The organism is Streptomyces sp. NBC_01669 (assembly GCF_026339735.1).
Classification (GTDB): Bacteria; Actinomycetota; Actinomycetes; order Streptomycetales; family Streptomycetaceae; genus Streptomyces; species Streptomyces yanii.
This window is the reverse complement of the sequence record NZ_JAPEQG010000001.1, coordinates 8,011,061-8,032,326: the sequence shown is the minus strand read 5'-3', so window position 1 is coordinate 8,032,326 and position 21,266 is coordinate 8,011,061. Positions and strand designations below refer to the sequence as shown.

15 protein-coding genes are annotated in these 21,266 nt (G+C 68.8%); 3 read left to right on the top strand and 12 right to left on the bottom strand.

Annotated elements, in window-relative coordinates:
- Positions 1 to 6 precede the first annotated feature (6 nt).
- Positions 7 to 621: a DUF305 domain-containing protein gene (locus OG972_RS36035; RefSeq protein WP_266990930.1), complete on the top strand. Its 615-nt coding sequence runs from the start codon at positions 7 to 9 to the stop codon at positions 619 to 621.
- Between the two features lie 78 nt (positions 622 to 699).
- Positions 700 to 2,076: an FAD-dependent oxidoreductase gene (locus OG972_RS36030; protein WP_266988709.1), complete on the top strand. Its 1,377-nt coding sequence runs from the start codon at positions 700 to 702 to the stop codon at positions 2,074 to 2,076.
- A 16-nt stretch (positions 2,077 to 2,092) separates the two neighbouring features.
- Here the strand turns inward: OG972_RS36030 and OG972_RS36025 are convergent, their stop codons facing one another.
- Together OG972_RS36025 and OG972_RS36020 are read right to left on the bottom strand one after the other, a co-directional pair.
- On the bottom strand, positions 2,093 to 2,479 hold the full coding sequence (locus tag OG972_RS36025; RefSeq protein WP_266988708.1) for a helix-turn-helix transcriptional regulator: 387 nt from the start codon (positions 2,477 to 2,479) through the stop codon (positions 2,093 to 2,095).
- 173 nt (positions 2,480 to 2,652) lie between these two features.
- Positions 2,653 to 3,069: a thioesterase family protein gene (locus OG972_RS36020; RefSeq protein WP_266988707.1), complete on the bottom strand. Its 417-nt coding sequence runs from the start codon at positions 3,067 to 3,069 to the stop codon at positions 2,653 to 2,655.
- 307 nt (positions 3,070 to 3,376) lie between these two features.
- Between OG972_RS36020 and OG972_RS36015 the strand changes: the two genes are divergently transcribed.
- A complete protein-coding gene (locus OG972_RS36015; protein WP_266988706.1) occupies positions 3,377 to 6,403 on the top strand; it encodes a carbohydrate binding domain-containing protein in 3,027 nt (1,008 codons plus the stop codon).
- A gap of 273 nt (positions 6,404 to 6,676) precedes the next feature.
- Here OG972_RS36015 and OG972_RS36010 read toward each other — a convergent pair whose 3' ends face one another.
- From OG972_RS36010 to OG972_RS35965, 10 genes are all read right to left on the bottom strand, one after another.
- A complete protein-coding gene (locus OG972_RS36010; RefSeq protein WP_266988705.1) occupies positions 6,677 to 7,774 on the bottom strand; it encodes an NADH:flavin oxidoreductase/NADH oxidase in 1,098 nt (365 codons plus the stop codon).
- Positions 7,775 to 7,939: 165 nt separating this feature from the next.
- Positions 7,940 to 8,320 (bottom strand): hypothetical protein, encoded by a 381-nt coding sequence (locus OG972_RS36005; RefSeq protein ID WP_266988704.1) that lies wholly within the window; start codon positions 8,318 to 8,320, stop codon positions 7,940 to 7,942.
- 31 nt (positions 8,321 to 8,351) lie between these two features.
- Positions 8,352 to 11,534 (bottom strand): glycosyl hydrolase 115 family protein, encoded by a 3,183-nt coding sequence (locus OG972_RS36000; RefSeq protein WP_266988703.1) that lies wholly within the window; start codon positions 11,532 to 11,534, stop codon positions 8,352 to 8,354.
- A gap of 79 nt (positions 11,535 to 11,613) precedes the next feature.
- Positions 11,614 to 13,155 carry a sodium:solute symporter family protein gene (locus OG972_RS35995; protein WP_266988702.1) on the bottom strand — a complete coding sequence of 514 codons (1,542 nt, stop codon included), beginning with the start codon at positions 13,153 to 13,155 and terminating at the stop codon, positions 11,614 to 11,616.
- A 61-nt stretch (positions 13,156 to 13,216) separates the two neighbouring features.
- Positions 13,217 to 14,485: a glucarate dehydratase family protein gene (locus OG972_RS35990; RefSeq protein ID WP_266988701.1), complete on the bottom strand. Its 1,269-nt coding sequence runs from the start codon at positions 14,483 to 14,485 to the stop codon at positions 13,217 to 13,219.
- 37 nt (positions 14,486 to 14,522) lie between these two features.
- Positions 14,523 to 15,623: an endo-1,4-beta-xylanase gene (locus OG972_RS35985; protein ID WP_266988700.1), complete on the bottom strand. Its 1,101-nt coding sequence runs from the start codon at positions 15,621 to 15,623 to the stop codon at positions 14,523 to 14,525.
- Positions 15,624 to 15,718: 95 nt separating this feature from the next.
- The gene (locus OG972_RS35980) at positions 15,719 to 18,109 is read right to left on the bottom strand and encodes a glycoside hydrolase family 3 N-terminal domain-containing protein (protein ID WP_266988699.1); all 2,391 of its coding nucleotides are present in this window, start codon (positions 18,107 to 18,109) and stop codon (positions 15,719 to 15,721) included.
- Positions 18,110 to 18,161: 52 nt separating this feature from the next.
- Positions 18,162 to 19,055 carry a carbohydrate ABC transporter permease gene (locus tag OG972_RS35975; protein ID WP_266988698.1) on the bottom strand — a complete coding sequence of 298 codons (894 nt, stop codon included), beginning with the start codon at positions 19,053 to 19,055 and terminating at the stop codon, positions 18,162 to 18,164.
- A gap of 4 nt (positions 19,056 to 19,059) precedes the next feature.
- Positions 19,060 to 19,962, bottom strand: a complete 903-nt coding sequence (locus OG972_RS35970) for a carbohydrate ABC transporter permease (protein WP_266990928.1) — start codon at positions 19,960 to 19,962, stop codon at positions 19,060 to 19,062.
- 29 nt (positions 19,963 to 19,991) lie between these two features.
- Positions 19,992 to 21,239 carry an extracellular solute-binding protein gene (locus OG972_RS35965; RefSeq protein ID WP_266990926.1) on the bottom strand — a complete coding sequence of 416 codons (1,248 nt, stop codon included), beginning with the start codon at positions 21,237 to 21,239 and terminating at the stop codon, positions 19,992 to 19,994.
- Positions 21,240 to 21,266: the final 27 nt, after the last annotated feature.

Genomic DNA, 21,266 nt, shown 5'->3' with positions numbered 1-21,266 from the left:
GCTGCCATGGCGACCGCCGTACTCTCCCTCGCCGCGTGCGATGCGGGCGGAGGCGGCCATGACGCCAACGCGCGTGCAGGAGGGGGCCCTTCGGTTGTGGCACCGGGGAAGCCGGGAGAGCCCGCGCAGACCCTGTCCGTCGAGGAGGCCGCGAAGGCCGCCGGGACCGACACCCCCAACTCGGCCGATTTCCGCTACGTGCAGATGATGATCCAGCACCACGCCCAGGCACTGGAGTTGACCGCCTTGGCGCCGTCCCGTTCCTCGTCCGCCTCGGTCAAGCGAATTGCCGAGCGCATCTCCGCGGCGCAGAAGCCGGAGATCGGTGCCATGGAGGGATGGCTCACGCACAACGGCGGCGAGAAGCACGCGGGCGGCCACGACCACGCCGGGATGCCCGGCATGGCGACGGAGACGCAGCTGAAGCAGCTGCGGGCGGCAGAGGGCAAGGCCTTCGACAAGCTGTTCCTGCAGCTGATGATCACCCACCACCAGGGAGCGATCACGATGGCGACCGAGGCCCTCTCGGAGGGGAACAACGTTCAGGTCGAGGAGATGGCGGGCGATGTGATCGCCCAGCAGACGGTCGAGATCGACCGGATGCGCGCACTGTCCTCCTGACGCGCCGCGCGGCCGCACCTCTCCCCTGCCCCGCCGACCGGTGGGATGCTGGAGTCACCCTCCGGGAAGAGGTGCACCGTGCTCCATGTCGCCGTCGTCGGCTCCGGCCCCAGCGGGGTCTACACCGCTCAGTCTCTGGTCGAGCAGTCCCGGGTGCCCGATGTCCGGGTGGACGTGCTGGACCGGCTGCCCTGCCCGTACGGCCTCGTGCGGTACGGCGTCGCCCCCGACCACGAGAAGATCAAGTCGCTGCAGAACAGTCTGCGGACCGTCCTGGAGCACGAGCGGATCACCTTCCTCGGCCATGTCCAGGTGGGCGGGGACGGGCTGCCACCCGAGCGGCTGAGCGAGCTCTACCATGCGGTGGTCTACTGCGTCGGGGCGGCGACCGACCGCGGGCTCGGCATTCCCGGCGAGGATCTGCCCGGCAGCCACTCGGCGACCGAGTTCGTCTCCTGGTACAGCGCACACCCCGATGCGGCTGCCAACAGCTTTGCGTTGCAGGCCCGTTCAGCCGTGGTGATCGGGGTCGGCAATGTGGCGGTCGACGTGGCGCGGATCCTCTCGCGCGGCGCCGAGGAACTGCGGCCCACCGATGTACCCCATCCGGCGCTCGGCACGCTGGCCGGCAGCCGGGTGCGCGAGGTGCACATGGCGGGCAGGCGGGGACCGTCGCAGGCCAGGTTCACCACCAAGGAGCTGCGCGAGCTGGGTGGGCTGCCCGGGGCGCGGGTCGTGGTGGACGGGGCGGAGCTTGCCCGCGATCCGGCGTACGCCCCCGTCGGGGCGCCGGCGGATTCACCGGTGCCGCTGCCGGCGGTGGTGCGGCGCAATATCGAGGTGCTGCGCGGGTGGGCCGATGCCCCTGCCACCGGGCCCGACCCGATGCGCACCATCCACCTGCGGTTCTTTCTGCGGCCCGTCGAGCTCCTCGAACGGGACGGGCGGGTCGCCGGGGTCCGGTTCGCACGTACCGCGCCGGACGGCAGCGGAGGCATACAGGACACCGGTGCGTACGAGGAGATCGGCGCCCAGCTCGTCCTGCGGGCCGTCGGCTATCGCGGGCTGCCGCTGCCCGGTCTGCCCTTCGATCCGGCCCGCGGTACCGTGCCCCACCTGGCGGGGCGGGTGCTACGGGACGGCGTGCCGTCACCCGGGGAGTATGTCGCGGGATGGATCAAGCGGGGGCCGACCGGAGTGATCGGCTCGAACCGGCCGTGCGCGAAGGAGACGGTCGCGTCCCTGCTGGACGATGCGCCGCTGCTCGAGGCGCGGCCGTCGGCCCCCGATCCGGTGGCCGCGCTGCGGGCGTGGGGGCTGCGGCCGGTGGAATGGGACGGCTGGCTGTCGATCGAGCGGGCCGAGGCAGCCCTCGGGCAGTCGCTCGGCCGAGGGCCGGTGAAGATCCCGGACTGGACGGGGCTCCTGCAGGCCGCACACGGCGACCGCCGCTGAACCGCTCCGGGTGCCGTCAGTCTTCGCCGAGCCGGTCCGCCTGCTGGTTCGCGGCGGCGAGAATCGCGTCGAGCAGCCCCGGGAAGAGCGTGTCCAGATCGTCGCGGCGGAGCCCGTTCATCTTGGCGGTGCCCCGGTAGGTCTGACTGACGATGCCGCTCTCGCGCAGCACCCGGAAGTGGTGCGTGGTCGTGGACTTGGACACCGGCAGTTCGATACGGGAGCACGTGAGCTCGTCCTCGGCGGCGGCCAGCTCACGGACGACCTGCAGCCGCATCGGATCGGAGAGCGCGTGGAGCACCGCCTCGATACGGATCTCCTCGCGTGCGGGGTGGGCGAGCAATCGGGCCCCGACGCCCGGGGCGGCGGTGACACGAACGGCGGCGGCGCTGGTGGCGGTCACGGTGACTCCCCTTACGTCGTTTCGGACGGGTACCTTATGGTACGAGACCCATCGTACTTTGCCGTATGGCTGACGCACCACGACAGCTTCCACCCTGTACGACGCCCGGTGTGACCGTCCCCCCTGACACGAGATCCACGACGGCGCGAACGCGGTTCCGTTCCGGAAGCCGGTCAGCCGCTGAGCAGGTCCGGCCTCTCGGCCAGCGAGGCGAGATGCCCGGCCGGATCGGCGATCAGTTTGCGGGCCGTCAGGTCGAGCATGCCTGCCACGCCCGTCACCTCCGCCGCGACCGTGCCGTCCTCCTTGAGGATCCTCTGCACGACCTCGAAGGTCTTCCCCGCGCCGTACACGAACCGGCACGTCACCCGGACGCGCTCGCCGCCGCGCAGCTCCCGCCGGAACTTCACCGTGACTTCCAGCGCGACTGGTCCCACCCCGCCGGCCAGCAGCTTCTCCTGCGGCAGCCCGGCAGCTCGCAGCAGCTCCCACCGGGCGTGCTCGGCGTACTGCAGATAGACGGCCTGGTTCAGATGCCCCTGTGTGTCGAGCTCATAGCCGCGCACGGTCACGTCAACGAAGAAGGTCATGGTCGCCGCAACATCGCCACGCAATCCGCCATTCCCCACCCGGCGCACTTTCACGCCAACTCCCGCGCACACGCCGCATGTACACGAGCGGCGTCGCCACAGCTCTTTACGTATCCGTCATGCACGGGTAACTTCCGCACCGCAAAACATTGCAGCAAAATTCTGACAGCTCTTGCTGACGGATGTACTGCTCGCCCGAACCCCGAGGCGCGTCAGGGTTCTCCGGCGGGACCGCAGTTGCTCGATGAGCAGCGGCGCTCTTGGCCGGCGCGGCCGAACGGCCTGCGCCCTCCCCCTGGAGATACGCATGAAACGCACCCCCCACCGGCTGCTGAGACGCCCCCTGGCGGCAGCCGTGGCAGCCGTCGGGCTTCTGGGACTCGTCACCGCCGTACCACGCACCGCTTCCCCTGCCACCGCCGTACCTGTCGCGGCCTCGGAGAACACAGCGACGGTCTTCTACTACACAAAGACCCGGAACTGGTCCACGTACAACCTTCATTACGCCCCGGACGGCGGCTCCTGGACCACCGTGCCCGGTGTGCAGATGGAGGCCGCGTGCACGGACTGGATGAAGAAGACGGTGAGTCTGGGCAGTGCGTCCGGGCTGGCCGCCACGTTCAACAACGGTTCCGGCGTCTGGGACAACAACGCCGGGAACAACTACGCGCTGGGCACCGGCACCATCACCGTCAAGGACGGGGTCGTGGCGCACAGCGACCCGTGCGCAGACACCGGCACCGAGCCGACGCCCACGCCCACCCCGGGCGACACCCACACCGCCTCCGTCTACTACTCCACCGCGACGGTCGGCTGGACCACCACCAATCTGCACTACCAGCCCGAGGGCGGGTCGTGGACCGCCGTACCCGGCGTGGGCATGGAAGCGGCCTGTACGGGGTGGATGAAGCGGTCCGTCGATCTGGGCAGCGCCGGCAAGATGCAGGCCGCGTTCAACAACGGCAACGGCATCTGGGACAACAACAACGGCAGCAACTACACGATCCCCGCAGGCGTTTCCACGGTCGAGAACAAGCAGGTCACCGCCGACGCCCAGGACCCGTGCGCCGCCGAACCCGCGGACACCGAGGCCCCGACCCCGCCGACGAAAGTGACCGCCGACGCCGACGGCGTCTCGGTCGTGCTGTCGTGGGACCCGTCCACCGACGACCGAGGAGTCACGAAGTACCAGGTGACACGCACCGGCGGCACCAAGGGCACGATGGTGACCGATGTCGGCTCCACCGTCTTCTCCGATGCGAACCTGGAGGAAAGGACGGCGTACAGGTATACCGTCAAGGCCGTGGACGCGGCGGGCAACGTATCGGCGGCGTCGACCGCCGCCACCGCCACGACCGGGGAGAAGCCGGCCGCACCGGCGGCCGGCACACCGCTCGGCACGGACCCGCGCAAGGACCCGATCTACTTCGTCCTCACGGCCCGGTTCAACGACGGCGACAGCTCCAACAACCGGGGCGGCAGCCAGCATGTGAAATCCGGCAACGCGGCCAACAACGACCCCATGTTCCGCGGTGACTTCAAGGGCCTGGTCAACAAGCTCGACTACATCAAGGGGATGGGCTTCTCCGCCGTCTGGATCACTCCGGTGGTCCTGAACCGGTCCGACTACGACTACCACGGCTACCACGGCTACGACTTCTACAAGGTCGACGCCCGCCTGGAGTCCGCCGGCGCCTCCTATCAGGATCTGATCAACGCCGCCCATGCCAAGGGCATGAAAATCTACCAGGACGTCGTCTACAACCACTCCTCGCGCTGGGGCGCCAAGGGCCTCTTCACGCCGACGGTCTACGGGGTCCGGGACGACCAGTGGAGTTGGTACTACGACGAGAAGAACGAGGGCTTCGAGTACGACGGTCTGAGCGTCGAGTCCAAGTCCGGGAAGTCGTACTACAACGGCGATCTCTGGTCCACCGCGGAGCCGTCCGGAAACACCTGTGTCAACTGGGGCAAGCCCACCGGGGGCACCTCTGCAGAGGGCTACAGGATATACAACTGCCAGTGGCCGAGCCCGACTTCCGGCATGTTGCCGAAGGCGTACTACCACAACTGCTGGATCGGGAACTGGGAGGGCGAGGACTCCCGCAGCTGTTGGCTGCACCAGGATCTCGCGGATTTCAACACCGAGAGCGCGCCCGTCCAGAACTACCTGATCGGCGCCTACGACAAGTACATCGACATGGGGGTCGACGGCTTCCGCGTCGACACCGCCGTCCACATCCCCCGCACCACCTGGAATCGTCGCTTCCTGCCCGCGATCCAGGAGCGCGTCACCTCGCAGTTCGGTGCGGAGGCCGCAAAGAACTTCTTCGTCTTCGGTGAGGTCGCCGCGTTTGTCAACGACAAGTGGAACCGCGGCTCGGTCAACCACTCCGCGCAGTTCTACACCTGGAAGGAGCGCAAGGAGTACGACGCCGACGATACGAAGGCCGCCCTGGAGATGTACGACTACGAGCAGCAGCAGGGCACCGGATCCCAGCCGACCTCCACCAACGCCTTCCTGAACGGAAACGCCTACCACACACCGGACCACAGCCAGTTCTCCGGCATGAACGTCATCGACATGCGGATGCACATGAACTTCGGTGACGCCAACAACGCATACAACAACGGCAAGGACTCCGACGACAGTTACAACGACGCCACGTACAACGTCGTGTACGTCGACAGCCATGACTACGGCCCCAACAAGAGCAGCGAACGGTACGCGGGCGGCACCGACGCCTGGGCCGAGAACATGTCGCTGATGTGGACGTTCCGCGGCATCCCCACCCTCTACTACGGATCCGAGATCGAGTTCCAGGCAGGCAAGAAGATCGACTGCGGGCCCACCTGCCCGCTGGCGACCACCGGCCGCGCGTACTACGGCGACCATCTCGCGGGCACCGTCGAGGCGTCCGCCTTCAGCAAGGTCTCCTCGGCCACCGGCGAGGTCGCCACCACGCTCGGAAAGCCACTGGTCAAGCATCTGCAGCGGCTCAACGAGATCCGGCGGGCGGTGCCTGCCCTGCAGATGGGCCAGTACTCCACCGACGGCATCTCCGGCTCGATGGCGTACAAGCGTCGCTACACCGATGCGTCGAGCGGTGTCGACAGCTTCGCACTGGTGACCGTCACGGGAGCGGCCACGTACACCGGAATCCCGAACGGCACCTACAAGGACGCCGTCACCGGGGACACCGAGGTCGTGACGGGCGGCACCCTCACCGTCCCGGCGCCGGGCAAGGGCAACCTTCGGGTGTACGTACTCGACCTCGGCGGCAAGAACGCCGCGCCGGGCAGGATCGGCTCCGACGGGCCCTATCTGCAGTAGCCACGCCACCGGGCGGGGTGACGGACGGGCGCGCAGCACGCCCGTCACCTCTGTGCCGGCTCACACACGCCACCGCCGTGGCACAGGGTGTGTCCGACCTGGGGACGCACGTCCGCTCGCCACCAGGACGCTCCTGTTTTCGACGGTGCACGGAGCGGTGAGGTCGAAGGGCGTGCCGCGTGCGTCGGCGGCGGGGCTGACGCGGAACCCAGCGCGGCGACCCGGCCGCAACGCAACGAGCCCCCGCCGGATGTCCGGCAGGGGCTCGTCGTGTCAGACGGCGCGAAGGTACTGGGCGGGCCTGTGGACCTCACCACTCAGTTCGCGCGCCGCATGCTGCGCCCATGACGGGTTCCGCAGCAGCTCCCGTCCGAGGAGCACGGCGTCCGCCTGCCCGTCGGCCACGATCTTCTCCGCCTGCTGCGGCTCGGTGATCAGACCGACGGCGGCGACGGGCAGCGAGGTCTCCTCGCGCACCCGGGCGGCGAAGGGGACCTGGTATCCGGGTCCCGTCGTGATACGGGCATTCGCAGCGTTGCCGCCGCTGGAGACGTCCAGCAGATCGACGCCGTGCGCCTGCAACTCCTTGGCCAGCTGTACCGTCTCGTCGACGGTCCAGCCCTCACGGTCGTCCTCGTCGTTCTCCGTGAGCCAGTCGGTCGCCGAGATCCGGAAGAAGACGGGCAGGTCCTCGGGCCATACGTCGCGGACGGCGTCGACGACCTGGAGAGCGAACCGTACGCGGTTCTCGAAGCTGCCGCCGTACTCGTCCGAGCGCCTGTTGCTGTGCGGGGACAGGAACTGCCCGATGAGATATCCGTGGGCTCCGTGCACCTCGGCGACGTCGAAGCCGGCCTCGCGGGCGCGGCGGGCGGCCTCGCGGAACTGCTCGACGACGCCGTGGATCTCGTCCACGGTCAGCTCGTGCGGTACGGGGTGGCCCTCGTCGAACGGGAGCGGGCTGGGGGCGACGGGCTGCCAGCCGTGCTCGTCCGGGCCCACGGGCCCTCCGCCCAGCCAGGGGGCAGCCGTCGATGCCTTGCGGCCGGCGTGGGCGAGCTGAATGCCGGCGACGGAACCCTGGCTCTTGATGAACGCGGTGATCCGCCGGAGGGCGGCCACCTGGGTGTCGTTCCAGATCCCGAGGTCGGCGGGGCTGATCCGCCCTTCGGGGCTGACGGCCGTCGCCTCGGTGAGGATGAGACCGGTACCGCCGATCGCGCGCGCAGCGAGGTGGGCGAAGTGCCAGTCGGTCGCGACGCCGGTCTCCGGCCCCACGGGTTCCGCGCTGTACTGGCACATGGGCGCCATCCATACCCGGTTGGGTATGACAAGCGATCGCAGGGTGCGGGGCTGGAAAAGGACACTCACGGCAGACTCCGTTTCGCCGGGAACGGCAGGATCGCTAGTACGATACATCTCGTAGTACGAGATTCGTCAAATTACGAAGGCTCTCGTACAACGAAACACGCGTGCATGAGGCCCCTCCCGGCTTCGGGAGGGGCCTCATGCACGCGTGGGTCAGTCCTTCAGGATTCAGGCGCGGCGTCGAAGCGTGATCTCCGCATCGACGTCGTAGCCCTGCGTCCAACTGCGTCCGGCGCCGGACTTCCAGGTGATGTGAGCCGTGGCCCCGTCGACCCTGACCGCCTCCACGGTCATGACCCGGTCGCCGTCCCGCACATCGCCGCGACGCAGCTCCCCCGCCTTGACCGTCACGGGCTCAGCCGACTGCGCGCTCTCCGTCTCGTCCGCCGCACGAGCGAGAGCCGCAGCCAGCTCCCGGGCCCGGGCAGGGGTACAGATCAGTGAGAACGCCCCCGACGGACCGGCTACCCGGACCTCGACCCCCGCCCCAACGGGGGTCACGCCCAGGATCGCACCCTGTCCGTCGGTGTCCTCGATCTCACTCTTCATCGCTCTGCTCTCCCCTTGCCCGTCCCACGGCTCACTTCAGCCGGAGGCTCTCCGGCGGGCCCAGGTAGCTGGGCTTGAGGCCGCCGGTGTCGACCACCAGGTTCTGCAGCACCACCGTCGGGTCGACCATCCAGAATTTCAGCACATGCACACCGGCCCGGCCGATGTGGTGCACCGTACGGGTGCGGTTGACGTTGTCGGAGGTGTTGCGCGCCCACTGGACGTTCATCGTGCCGTCGTCCGATCCCGTCACCGCCGTGACGTTCACGCTCTGCGGCACGTCGTCGTCGAAGGAGACGGCATACGTGAGGCCGTCGGACGCCAGCGTGTTGTTGCGCGGCGACAGATACGCGTGCACGGTGACCGGCCCGGTGGTGAACAGGCTGACCCGGTACTCCAGCCGCGGGCTGCTGCCGCCCGGGCTCTGGCGGGCAGCGGTGACCGGGAAGGGCTCCATGCCGGCGCCGGTCCGTCCGATGCCGGGGATGCGCTGCCAGGTGATCCCGTTGCCGCCGACGGAACGGGAGTAATGGTCCGCCTCGATGGAGACGTACCCGTTGGCCTCGACGAATCCCTCGAGCTGCGAGCGCCGCTCCTTGGGGTGGTCGATCACGGCCTGGACGACGACCTCGCGGCCGTCCGGACCGCTGACCGTGATCGGCACCTCCGTGACCCCCTTGGGCGCCCGTGACCAGTCGACGCGGAAGGTGATCCGGTCCTGCTTGTCGACCCGGCCCCTGACGCGGTCGGCGACGAGCCAGGAGACCCCTGTCCGGATCCGGTAGTCGAACGGGGCGGCGCCCCGGTTGAACACCTCGATGTACTGCGCGGCCTGGCTCTGGTACGGGCTGAAGGCCGGCAGCACAGCCGGGGAGCTCTCCTCGGGCCACCACATGTCCGAGCCGTCGACGGCCACGCCCATCTCGGCGCCGGCCGGGAGGTCGATGCGCTTGACCGCCGGGAACAGCACGTCCTTGATGGCGACGTTGTTGAGCTCGGGCTGCTGCCAGGGGGCGTTCGGCCCGTAGCGGGCCACATCGCCGTAGTCGATGTGCGGCTGGGTCTGGAACCCCTGCCACTTCCCGTCGGCGACCTTCGTGTTGAAGCGGTCCGCCAGCGCCAGGTCGTCGGCGAGCCGGGCCTCGGCGGCGGCCGCCAGATCGTTGGTGAGGGCCCGGCCCTGGGCCGCGTAGTGCAGGTTCTTGAACTCGGCCTCACGCAGGGCGTACAGGTTGGCGGTGGCCTGCACCTCGTAGCCGACCAGTTCGTACCAGGCGTCCTGGGTGGAGGCGGGGATCCTGCGGCCGATCCGCTCGGCCTCGGCCCCGAGGCGCTGCCACTCCTCGGTGACGCGCTCCAGCTCCCGGTAGTCGGTGAGGCTGAACGGGGTGGCCTGGTCGTCGTAGCTGATCGCCGACGGGTCCTTGGCGGGATCCTTGGCCGGGTCGAGGGTGATCTTCCGGTTGAGCAGCTCCGGCTTGCGGCGGGACTGCAGCCGGGCATAGGTACGGAGCACCTCGGCCACCTCCTCGGCCTGCTGCTCCCCGAAGTTCTGGCGGGCGTACTGCTCCTCCCACTCCGGCAGCCTGTCGAGAGTCCAGCGGTCGGGGTTCCAGGCGTACTCCAGGAAGAACTGCGTGGGCAGTTCGTTGCCCTTGAGGTCGCCGACGTTGGTGACCCAGAGGCCGTGGTTCCCGTAGGCGACGGACTGGTGGAGCTGGTCCCACATGTTCGGCAGCGACGTGGTGTCCACCCACTTGTAGTTGCGGCCCACCCCGACGTAGTCGAAGTGGTAGTAGAGGCCGTAACCGCCTTCGCGGGCATCGTTCTTGAGGTCGGGGAGCTTACGGATGTTGGCCCAGTTGTCGTCGGTGAGGACGACGGTGACGTCGTCGGGCACCCGCAGGCCGCGGTCCCAGTACCGCTGGACCTCCTTGTAAAGGGTCCACACCTGCGGAATCGTGGTGACGTCCTGGCCGGAGACCTCGGCCAGGATCTGCCGCTGGGTGGCGATGATCTCGGTCATCAGCTCGATGCCGTCGCCGTCGGGCAGGCTGACGTCGCCGTTGCCGCGCATGCCGAGGGTGACGACGCCCTCGAAGTCCTCGTCCTTCATCCGGCGGATGCCGTCGGCCCAGTACGCCTTGATCGCCTCGGCGTTGCGGCGGAAGGACCACTCGCCGGTGCCGCCGTAGGGGTCGTGACCGGGGGTGGTGATGTTGCCCGCGCTGTCGCGGACGGCGGCGACCGCGTGCCGGTTCCACTCCTCGATACCGCGCATCATCGGTGCCTCGTGAGAGGTGCCCATGACGACGCCGTACGCCTTCGCGGTGGCGTGGTTCTTCGGATCGTCCTCGGCGAACGCGCGGCCCCACACAGCCGGCCAGAGATAGTTGGCCTTCAGGCGAAGCATCACTTCGAAGATCTTGGCGTAGAAGTCGGCGTTGAAACCGCCCTCGAAGCCGGGGGCCTTGCCAGGGCCGAAGAATGCCGGTGCCCACGTGCCGAGCGCCGGGTTCTCGTCGTTGATGAAGAACCCGCGGTACTTCACGGCCGGGGTGCCCTGGGTGTGGCGGCCGGGCAGGACGTACAGCCCGTCCCGGTGCACGGGGACGACATCGTCCCACCAGTACCAGGGCGATACGCCGATCCCCCGGGAGACGTCGTACGCACCGTAGATCGTGCCGCGCTGGTCGCTGCCCGCGATCACGAAGGCCCGGTCCACACCGGGCAACGGCTTCTCGACGACGGTCTGGAGGCTGGTCTCCCACTTGCCCTTGATGCCGGAGACGTCGATCTTGCCCGCGGCGATCAGTCCGTCGATCAGCGGGCTGCGGCCGATGGTTCCGACGATGACGATCTCGCGGCCCTTCGGTGCCGCACCCCGTGAGAGAGCGGGGCGGACGCCGGTGACACGCTCGATGTCGGCCTGGAGGTCGCCGGCCACCCGGACGACCCCCGCGTAGTCTCGGTCGCTGACCAGGATCGAGGCCGCCGCGCCTCCCCTGACCAGCGGAAAGCTGCCGGAGCGGGGGGCGAAGGAGATGTATGCGCCGGGGTCGGTCGGCAGCCCGGTCGCGCCGGGTGCGGTGGCCAAGGCCTCCGACGAGAGACCGAGCAGTGAGCCGAGAGGTGTTGCCGTCAGGGCAGTGAGCCCCAGTCCGAGCCCCAGAATCGCTCTGCGGCTCGTGTGTTGCGGGAAGTGCCTGTCCATACTGCTCTCCCAGTTTTGTTCACACCCATGACAAATTGGCCGGGTGTGCACCTTGACGAGTTGTCGGATAGGGGGTACGTCAGTCGGAGGTGCCGGGCACGGCGGCCTGCGGCACCGCGGTAACCGCCGGCTCGGCGTCGCTGTCACCGTCGGGGGCGGGCGACACCGCGGCCACGATCGCGTCGGCCGTTGCGTCGGGCTCCGGGCTGAGCAGGCCGACCACCACGTACACCACCAGCGAGGTCACCAGCGGGGTCACGATGACGACGGTCTGGTCGGTGCTCTCCAGCACGAACTTCACCAGGACGTAGCCCAGCAGCCCCAGCGCCCAGGAGGACAGGGCGGCGCGTGGCCCGCACTTGCGGAAGAGTGGCAGCAGCCCCAGCAGCATCGGAATGGAGATCGGCCCCATCACGGCCGCGACCAGGCCGACGATGATGCCCAGCACCCCGCCGAAGTGATCCGCCTCGATGGCGACGAGCATGCTCACGGTGATGAAGACGACCGTGCACACGCGGGCGATGAGCAGCCCGGTCGCCGGCGGCAGTTCCTTGGCGCGGCGCACGACCGCCGGGATGATGTCCCGGGTGACGACCGCGGAGACGGCATTGGCGTCGGACGAGGCCATGGCCATGGTGTGCGAGAACATCCCGGCGAGCGTCAGACCCACCAGTCCGGCCGGCAGGTACGACTCCGCCATCAGCGCATAGACCTTCTGCGGATCGGCGATGTCCGGCAGCAGGACGGCCGCGGCGACGGGCGGGAAGAGCAGCACTGCCGGCCACACCACGTACAGCACCGCGGAGAGCTCGGCCGAACGGCGGGCGGCCTGCGGGGTGTCCGTGGCCATGTAGCGCTGGGCCAGGTTCCACATGCCGCCGTTGTACTCAAAGAGCTTCACGACGACATACGCGCCGAGGAAGGTGGCGGTGTAGGGGCCGACCAGCGGATGGCCGTGTCCCTCGGGCAGCTTGTGCCAGAGCGTGCCCAGGCCGGAGATGCCGTCGCCGAGGCGGTCCACGACCACCCAGACCATGGCGAGCGCCGCGATGCCCTGGATGACGAACTGGCCGAAGTCGGTGAGCGCATCGGCCCACAGCCCGCCCACGGTGCAGTACAGAAGGGTGACGACGCCGGTGATCAGGATGCCGGTCGTCATCGACATACCGGTGAACACGTTGAGCAGCACGGCCACCGACGCCCACTTGGCGGCCACGTCGAACACCTTGAGCAGGGCGCCGCTCCAGGCGAGCGCCTGCTGGGTCGGCACGTTGTAGCGCTTGGCGAGATATTCGAGCGGCGAGGCGACCGCGTAGCGCTGCCTCAGCCGGTTCCAGCGCGGGGCGAACAGCCAGGCCCCCACACCGGTGCCCAGAGCGAGCGGCAGGAACGCCCAGACGTAGACGGTGATGCCGTAGCTGTACGCGATGGCGGCGTAGGCGACGAACACCGCCGCGCTGTAACCGGACATGTGGTGGGAGATGCCGGACAGCCACCAGGGCATCCGGCCGCCGCCGGTGAAGTAGTCGCTCACATCACCGACGCGTCGGTGCGACCAGAGACCGATGAGCAGCATCACCAGGAAGTAGCCGCCGAGGGCGGCCCAGTCGAGCCAAGCCATGAATGCTCCTTGAAATGCCTTGATACGCGGCAGGAGTACGGCAACCGACGGTCGCCGCGGCTCACCAGCGCGGGGTCTTCTTCTCGTAGTGGGGGTCGACCCGCTGCATGTAGCCGGTGTCGTCCCGGTTGCGAAGGCCGCAGCTGAGGTACTGCTCGTGCAGACGGGCGAGCGCGTCGCGGTCCAGCTCGACACCGAGCCCCGGCCCCTGCGGAACCCGCACGGATCCGTCGGCGAAGGTGAGCGTGCCCGGCTCCACGACTTCCTCGGTCTTCCACGGCCAGTGGGTGTCACAGGCGTACGTGAGGTTCGGTGTGGCGGCCGCAAGATGGGTCATCGCGGCCAGGCTGATCCCCAGGTGCGAGTTGGAGTGCATGGACAGCCCCATGGAGAAGGTGTCGCAGATGCCGGAGAGCAGCTTGGAGCGGTGCAGGCCGCCCCAGTAGTGGTGGTCGGAGAGCACCACCTGGACCGAGCCCTGCTCGACCGCGGGCGCCAGGTGTTCGAACGCGACGACGCACATATTGGTGGCCAGGGGGATCGGCGTCTCCCTGGCGACCCGCGCCATACCGTCCAGATCGGGCGTCGGGTCCTCCAAGTACTCGAGGACACCCTCCAGTCGGCGGGCCACCTCGATCGAGGTCCCGACGCTCCATGCCGCGTTGGGGTCGAGCCGCAGCGGCACCCCGGGAAAGGCATCGCGCAGCGCCAGGACCGCCTCGACCTCCTCCTCGGGCGGCCGGACACCACCCTTGAGCTTGATCGCGGTGAAGCCGTACTCGGAGATCATCCGGCGCGCCTGGGCGACGACGGCCTCCGGATCCAGTGCCGCACCCCAGTCGTCCGGCTCCTGCCCGGGATGCGCGGCCCACTTGTAGAAGAGGTAGGCGCTGAACGGTACGGAGTCCCGTACCGCCCCTCCGAGCAGGTCGCTGACCGGGCGGCCGGCTGCCTTGCCCTGGAGGTCCAGGCAGGCAACCTCGAACGGGGAGAACACCCGGTCGACGGCGCTGCTGGTGGTGATCATCCCGGTCAGTCCGGAACCACCGACTCCGCTGTCTGCGGCCAGGACTTCGGCGACCTTGCGGTGCATCGCACCGAGCGCGCACACATCCATTCCGATGAGGGCGTCCGCGACGGCCCGCAGCCGGCGCAGATGCCCTTCGTCCGCGTAGGTCTCGCCGAGGCCGACGAGGCCCTCGCCGGTGTCGACCTCGACGATCGCACGCAGGGCGTACGGTTCGTGCACGCCGACCGCGTTGAGCAGGGCCAGGTCACGGAAGGCGACCGGGGTGATCGTCACTGCATGGATCCGGAGGCCGTCCGTCACTGTGCTGCCTCCTCTGCGCTGTTGATCATGTGGGCGTTCAGTCCCTGCCTGCGGCCAGCGTGAGGTCCGCGCTCATCGCGTTGTACGCGGCCTTGGCCTTGAAGTTCTCGTCGAGGATGTTCGCCGCGCCCTCCCCCTTGAAGACGCCGGGGACCCAGGAGTACTTGTCGGTGAAGCCCCACACCGTGAAGTCGGTGCAGTGCTCGGTGAGCAGGCAACCGCGCAGCAGGACGTCGTAGGCCTCCGCCTGCGCCTCCAGCTTGGTGTTGTCGACGGGCATCGGGATGCGGACGTCGGCCTCGGTGATCGCGGTCTCCAGACCGAGGTCGTCGAAGCGCTTCATGTTGGTGGCAATGTCGTGCGGGGCGCTGTACTGGACGTCCAGGTGCCCCTGGATGCCGACACCGTGAACCGGCACGTGCTCCTTGCGGAGCTGCGCAACGAGGTTGTAGAGGGCGGTGCTTTTCGCGTTGACGCCCTCGATGTTGTAGTCGTTGATGAAGAGCTTGGCCTTGGGGTCGGCCTGGTGGGCCCAGCGGAATGCGTCGGCGATGTAGCCGGGGCCGAGCTTCTGCAGCCAGATGCTGTTCCGCATGGTGCCGTCGTCATTGAACGCCTCGTTGACGACGTCCCACTGCCAGATCTTGCCCTTGAAGTGGGTCACCTGGTCGGTGATGTGCTGGTGCAGGATGTCCCGCAGCTCATCGGCCGTGAAGTCGCCGCTGTTCAGCCAGGCGGGCAGCTGGCTGTGCCAGACCAGGGTGTGGCCCCGGACCAGCTGGCCGTTCTCCTTGGCGAAGTCGACCAGCTTGTCGGCGGCGGCCCAGTCGTACGTGCCGCGCTGGGGCTCGACGGCCTCCCACTTCATGACGTTCTCCGGGGTGACGGAGGAGAACTCCCCCGCGGCCTCGGCCCGGTAGGGCGCGTCGGAGGCGAGCGCCGACATGTCGACCGCCGTTCCGATCCGCAGGTCGGCGCGCTTGCCCAGAGCGCCGAGGGTCTTGGCCGCGGCGTCGCTCTTCGGCTTGGTGTGCTGGGCGGCGTTCTCGGGGGTGGCGCTGGCGGCGACGGTGAACGTGGAGACCAGCAGGGCTGCGGCGGCGGTGCCGACGACGGCAGCCCGATTTGCCTTGCGCATGACATTTCCCTTCGATGGAAGTACCGCGTCGAAAGTTTCGGGATCCTCCCCGCAGATGGAGCGGGGAGGCCCGGGCCCTCAAGCAAGGGGCAGATTCAGGTCAGTTCGATCGACGTGTCGCAGACGAGCCGGCGCCGGTGATCGACCGTGCGCTCGGGACCGGTGAGTCGCAGCCGTACGGTCTGCTTGACGTCGTCGGCCGCGCTGGATGTCGCGAGCCGCAGTTCGAGATCGCCGGGTTCGACGATCCGTCGGCCGCCGATACCGGTGAAGGACACCAGATCGGCATGGAAGTGGAACCGCACGCGGCGGGCCTGCCCGGCGGCGAGCTGCACTCGGGCGTACCCGACCAGCCGCGATTCCGGGCGGGTGGTCTGGGCGACCGGGTCGTGCACGTAGAGCTGCACCACTTCGGCGCCTTCGCGGTCCCCGCTGTTGCGGACGGTGAGTTCGATGTGGGTGGAGCCGTCGGTGGGGATCTCGGCCGGGGGCGTTGCGCCGGCCTCCCACTCGAACGAGGTGTAGGACAGACCGTGTCCGAAGGGGTAGAGCGGCGTCGGGTCCAGGTTGCTGACCCCGCTCGCCAGCCCCAGCGGCGGTTGCAGATAGGTCCACGGCTGACCGCCGGGACCCTGCGGCACGCTGACCGGCAGCCGGCCGGAGGGGTTCACCCGGCCGGAGAGCACACCGGCCAGCGCCGGACCGCCCTCCTCGCCGGGGAAGAACGCCTGCACGGTGGCAGCCGTCCGGTCGGCCCAGCGGCCCAGCGCGTACGGCCGGCCGGTCAACAGCACCAGGATCACCGGGGTTCCGGTGGCCAGCAGCGCGTCGAGCAGCTCGCCCTGGACACCGGGCAGGGCGAGGTCGGCGGCGTCGCAGCCCTCGCCGGTGGTGCCGCGACCGAACAGCCCGGCCCGGTCGCCCAGCACGGCGACGCACACATCGGCGTGGCGGGCGAGTTCGGCCGCCGCCTCGATGCCGGAGGTGTCCGTGCCGTCCACGTCGCAGCCGGCCGCCGAACCGATGTCCGCGCCGGGGAACTCCGCACGCAGCGCTTCCAGGACGGTCGGAATGTCGATGCCCATCGGCACCTCGGGGTGCGAGACGCCGACATGGCTGGGGAAGGAGTAGCAGCCGAGCATGGCCAGGGCGTCATCGGCGCGCGGCCCGACAAGCGCGATCCGGCCGTCGCCGCGCAGGGGCAGCGCATCGCCGGGGTTGGCGAGCAGCACGACGGCCTGCTCGGCCAGTTGGCGGGCGAGTGCCCGGTTCTCCGGCGGGTCGAGGTCCACGGTCTCACGCGCCTGCTCGGGGTCCGCCCCGGCCAGCACGACCGGCAGCGGCGACCATTCCGGGTCGAGCAGACCGAGTTCGCACTTCTGCAGCAGCACGCGATGCAGTGCCCGGTCGACCAGTTCCTCGGCCACGGCGCCCTCCTGCACGGCGGCGACGAGCGCATCGCCGTAGCTGCGGACGGTGGGCAGTTCCACGTCGACCCCGGCGGTGAGCGCAAGGCGGGCGGCGTCGGAGCGGTCCGCGGCGACCTTGTGCAGGGTTTCCAGGAAGCCGATGCCGAAGTAGTCGGCGACTACGGTCCCGTTGAACCCCCAGGTGTCCCTGAGCAGTTCGGTGAGCAGCACCGGGTCGGCCGCCGTGGGGACGCCGTCGATCTCGGTGTACGAGGACATCACCGAACGGGCGCCTCCCTCGCGCAGCGCCATCTCGAAGGGCGGAAGAGTGACGTCGGTCATCTCCCGCGTTCCGGCCCGGACCGGCGCAAGGTTGCGGGCGCCGGCCGACGCGGCGTATCCGGCGAAGTGCTTGAGCGTGGCGACGATGCCGGCGGACTCCAGGCCGCGAACGTACGCGGTGCCGATGGTGGCGACCAGGTACGGGTCCTCGCCGATGGTCTCCTCCACCCGGCCCCAACGCAGGTCGCGTACCACGTCGAGGACGGGTGCCAGTCCCTGGTGGACGCCCACCGACCGCATGTCGCGGCCGATGCGGTGGGCCATCTCGGTGACCAGATCCGGGTTCCAAGCGGCTCCCCAGGACAGCGGGACAGGGTAGGCGGTGGCGCCCCAGGCGGTGAAGCCCGCGAGGCACTCCTCGTGGGCGAGCGCCGGGATGCCGAACCGTCCGGCCTCCACGATCCGCTTCTGGGCACGGGCCAGTGAGACGGCGCCGACGCCGGGGTCCACCGGGGCGGTGCCGAACGGTCTGGTCAGTTGGCCGAGCCCGCGGGTGGTGAGCTCGTCCCAGTCGACCGGGTCGACCATGTCGTTCTGGTGCGGTGCGACCCCGTCGCCATCGGCGTCGGCGCCCACCCAGACTCCGTACAGCTGTGCGGCCTTCTCCTCCAGGGTCATCCGGGCGACGAGGTCGGCCACCCGCTCCTCCGGGGTGAGGGAAGGGTCGCGCCATGGGCCGTCGACGGCGGCGGCCGGCTCGGCTCGGAGTGCGTGCGGGACAGGGTGGATTGCCATGGGGGCAGGGGTTCCTCTCATGAGTGCGGTGGTGCGGGGCGGCGTCGGTGTGCTACTTGCCGCCCACCCCCATCAGTCCGTTGATCAGCGCCTTCCGTGCCACGAGGTACACGGCGAAGATCGGCACGACGGAGAGGACGATCGCGGCCAGCACGGCCGGGATGTTGACTCCGAACTGGGTCTGGAAGTTGAAGAGACCGAGGGTCAGTACGCGGTTCTCCTCCGACTGCGTCAGGATCAGCGGGAACAGGAAGCCGTTCCATGCCTGGAGCGCCGTGTAGATCGCCACCGTACTGATGCCGCCCTTCGACATCGGTACCGCCAGCTGCCACAGCATCCGCAGGGGCGTGGCGCCGTCGAGCGCCATCGCCTCGTACATCTCCTCGGAGACATCGCGCATGGTGCCGCTGAGAATCAGTACCGCCACCGGCATCGCGAAAGCTGCCGTCGGCAGGATGATCGCGGGCAGGCTGTCGTAGAGCCCCATCTTGCCGATGAGCAGATACAGCGGCACGATCACCGCCTGCGCCGGGATCGCGACGCCCAGCAGGAAGGTCCGGAAGGCGAGCGAAGAGAGCCGGCTGCGGGTGCGCACGGCCACATAGGCGACGGGCACCGCGAGCACCAGCACGATGGCCACGGTGGAGGCGGCGACGATCACCGTGTTGCCGAGCATCGTGGAGAAACCGCTGTCCAGCACGGTCTTGTAGTTGTCGAGCGTCGGGTTGGTCGGGAAGGCCAGCGGATCGCCGTTGAGCGCCTCGTCCTGGTGCATCAGGGACGAGGAGATCAGCGTGTAGAGCGGTACGACCACGAGGACGAGCCAGACCAGCGAGCCCAGACCGGCCAGTGGGTTGCCCCACCGCTTCCGGCGGCGGGCTGTGGCCAGGCGGGTCCGGAACGCGGGCGACACGGTCGGCGCCGTGTGGCGGGTGTCGACTGACATCTCGTCACATACCTTCCCGGGTGGACCGCATGTTCCCGAATCCGCTGAAGCGGACCAGGACCAGCGACAGGGCGGTGGCCACCACGACCAGGGCCGTGGCGATCGCCGCGGCGTAGCCGAGGTCGTAGGTCTGGAAGCCGGTCCGGTACATCAGATACGGCAGGACCGTGGTGTCCGTGCCGGGACCGCCCTTGGTCATGATCAGCACGGTGTCGAAGTACGTCAGCGAGCCGACGATCATCAGGACCGACGAGGTCGTGATGGTGTTGCGCAGCTGCGGCAGCGTGATGTGGAAGAACTGCCGGAACATACCGGCGCCGTCCATCTCGGCCGCCTGGTAGAGCACCTGGGGGATCTGCCGGGTACCGCCCTGATAGATCAGGGTGTGGAACGGCATGAACTGCCAGCCGCCGACGAACGCCACGGTGAGCAGGGCGCCGGTGGACGATCCCATGACGTTCGGGTCGATCCCGAACCAGGGCCCGATCTCCTTGATCACGCCGAAGTTGGGGTCCAGCAGGGCGTGGAAGAGCATGGCGATGGCGGTGGTGGAGAGCAGCAGCGGGACGAAGAAGACCGCGGAGAGCACGGCCCGGCTGCGCTGGCGACCTGCCGCCCAGACCCCGAGCAGCAGTGCCACGGGGGTCTGGAAGGCCCAGCTGATGGTGGTCAGCAGGAGGCTCAGCCAGGCGGCCTGGCGGACTTCCGGGTCCTTGAACAGCCGGGTCCAGTTGTCCAGGCCGGCCGAGGTCGGGGAGTTCAGCCCGTCCCACTTGCAGAAGGAGAGATACACGGCGATCGCCAGCGGGACGATCGCGAAGACGGCGAAGAAGAGGATGCCGGGCAGGGCCCAGCTGACGGGTGGACGGCCGACGTTGCCGACGGCCGTCTTCCTGCCTCCGCGCATCTTCGGGTGCGGAGTGTGAGCGGACATTCTTACTTGACGGCCTTCATCGCTGCGACGAACTGCTCAGGGCTGGACTTACCGGCGAACAGCTTGCTGAGCTCCGTGAGCAGCGGGGTGGCGTACTGGGACTCCAGTGCCTGGTCCCACGAGAGCGTGAAGCTGGGCGCCTTCTGGACCAGGCTGTACTGGTCGTTGGCGAACTGCGGGTTGGGCGAGGTGCTCAGCATCGAGGCCGCGTTGGAGGTGGTGGGGATGTCCCCGTTGTCGACCAGCGCCTTGGCGTACTTCTGCGAGGCCATCGTCTTGAGGAAGGCGATCGCGGCGTCCTTGTGCTTGGTGCGCGCGTTGATCGACCAGTAGTTGGTGGGGTTGCCCACCACGTCCGCCGCGTCGCCGACCCCGCCGGCCACGGTCGGGAAGGCGGTCCAGCCGAGGTCCTTCTTGGCGAACTCGGGCGCCTTGCCCAGCTGGGTCGAGTACTCCCACGAACCCATGAGGTGCATGGCGGCCTTGCCCTTGTTGAGAAGCGTGGGCGCGCCGCCGTTGCCGTAGTCGACGGAGTTGAAGTTCTTGCCGAAGGCACCCTGGTCGACGAGGTCCTTGACGGTCTGGGCCGCCTTCAGTACCGCCGGGTCGCCCCAGCCGGAGCTGTCGCCGTTCTGGATCTTCTTGAAGACCTCGGGTCCGCCGATCCGGTCGAGCAGGTACTCCATCCACATCAGCTCGGGCCACTTGTCGGAACCGCCGAGGGCGAAGGGCGTGATGCCCTGGGCCTTGAAGGTGGTGATGGCCTTCTGCAGGTCCTCCCAGGTCTTGGGGGCCTCGAGCTTGTTCTCGGTGAAGAGTTTCTTGTTGTAGAAGAGCATCACGGGCTGCATGCCGCGCATCGGCACCCCGTAGATCTTCCCGTCGAGGCCACCCGCCGTCATGATCGACGGAAGGAATCCGTCCTTGAGCTCTGCGTCGCCGTTGACGGTCGAGGTGAGGTCGACCAGCTGCTTGGCATCGACGTAGGGCTTGATCGAACCGCCGCCCCAGTTGAAGAAGATGTCCGGGGCGCTCGGCGAGCCCATCGAGCTGCGGAGCTTGTTCACGTAGTCGGTGCCGGGGACCGAGACGAGCTTGACCTTGACCTTGGAGGTCTTGTTGAACTCCGTTACCGCAGCTTGCTGGACCTTGACCGCGTCATCACCGTAGACATAGGCGGTGATGGTTCCGCCGTCGCTGCCGCTGCCGCTGCCGGATCCGCAACCTGTCAGCAGCCCGGCCATGACCATGGCGGCGCCTGCCGCGGTCCATCTCGC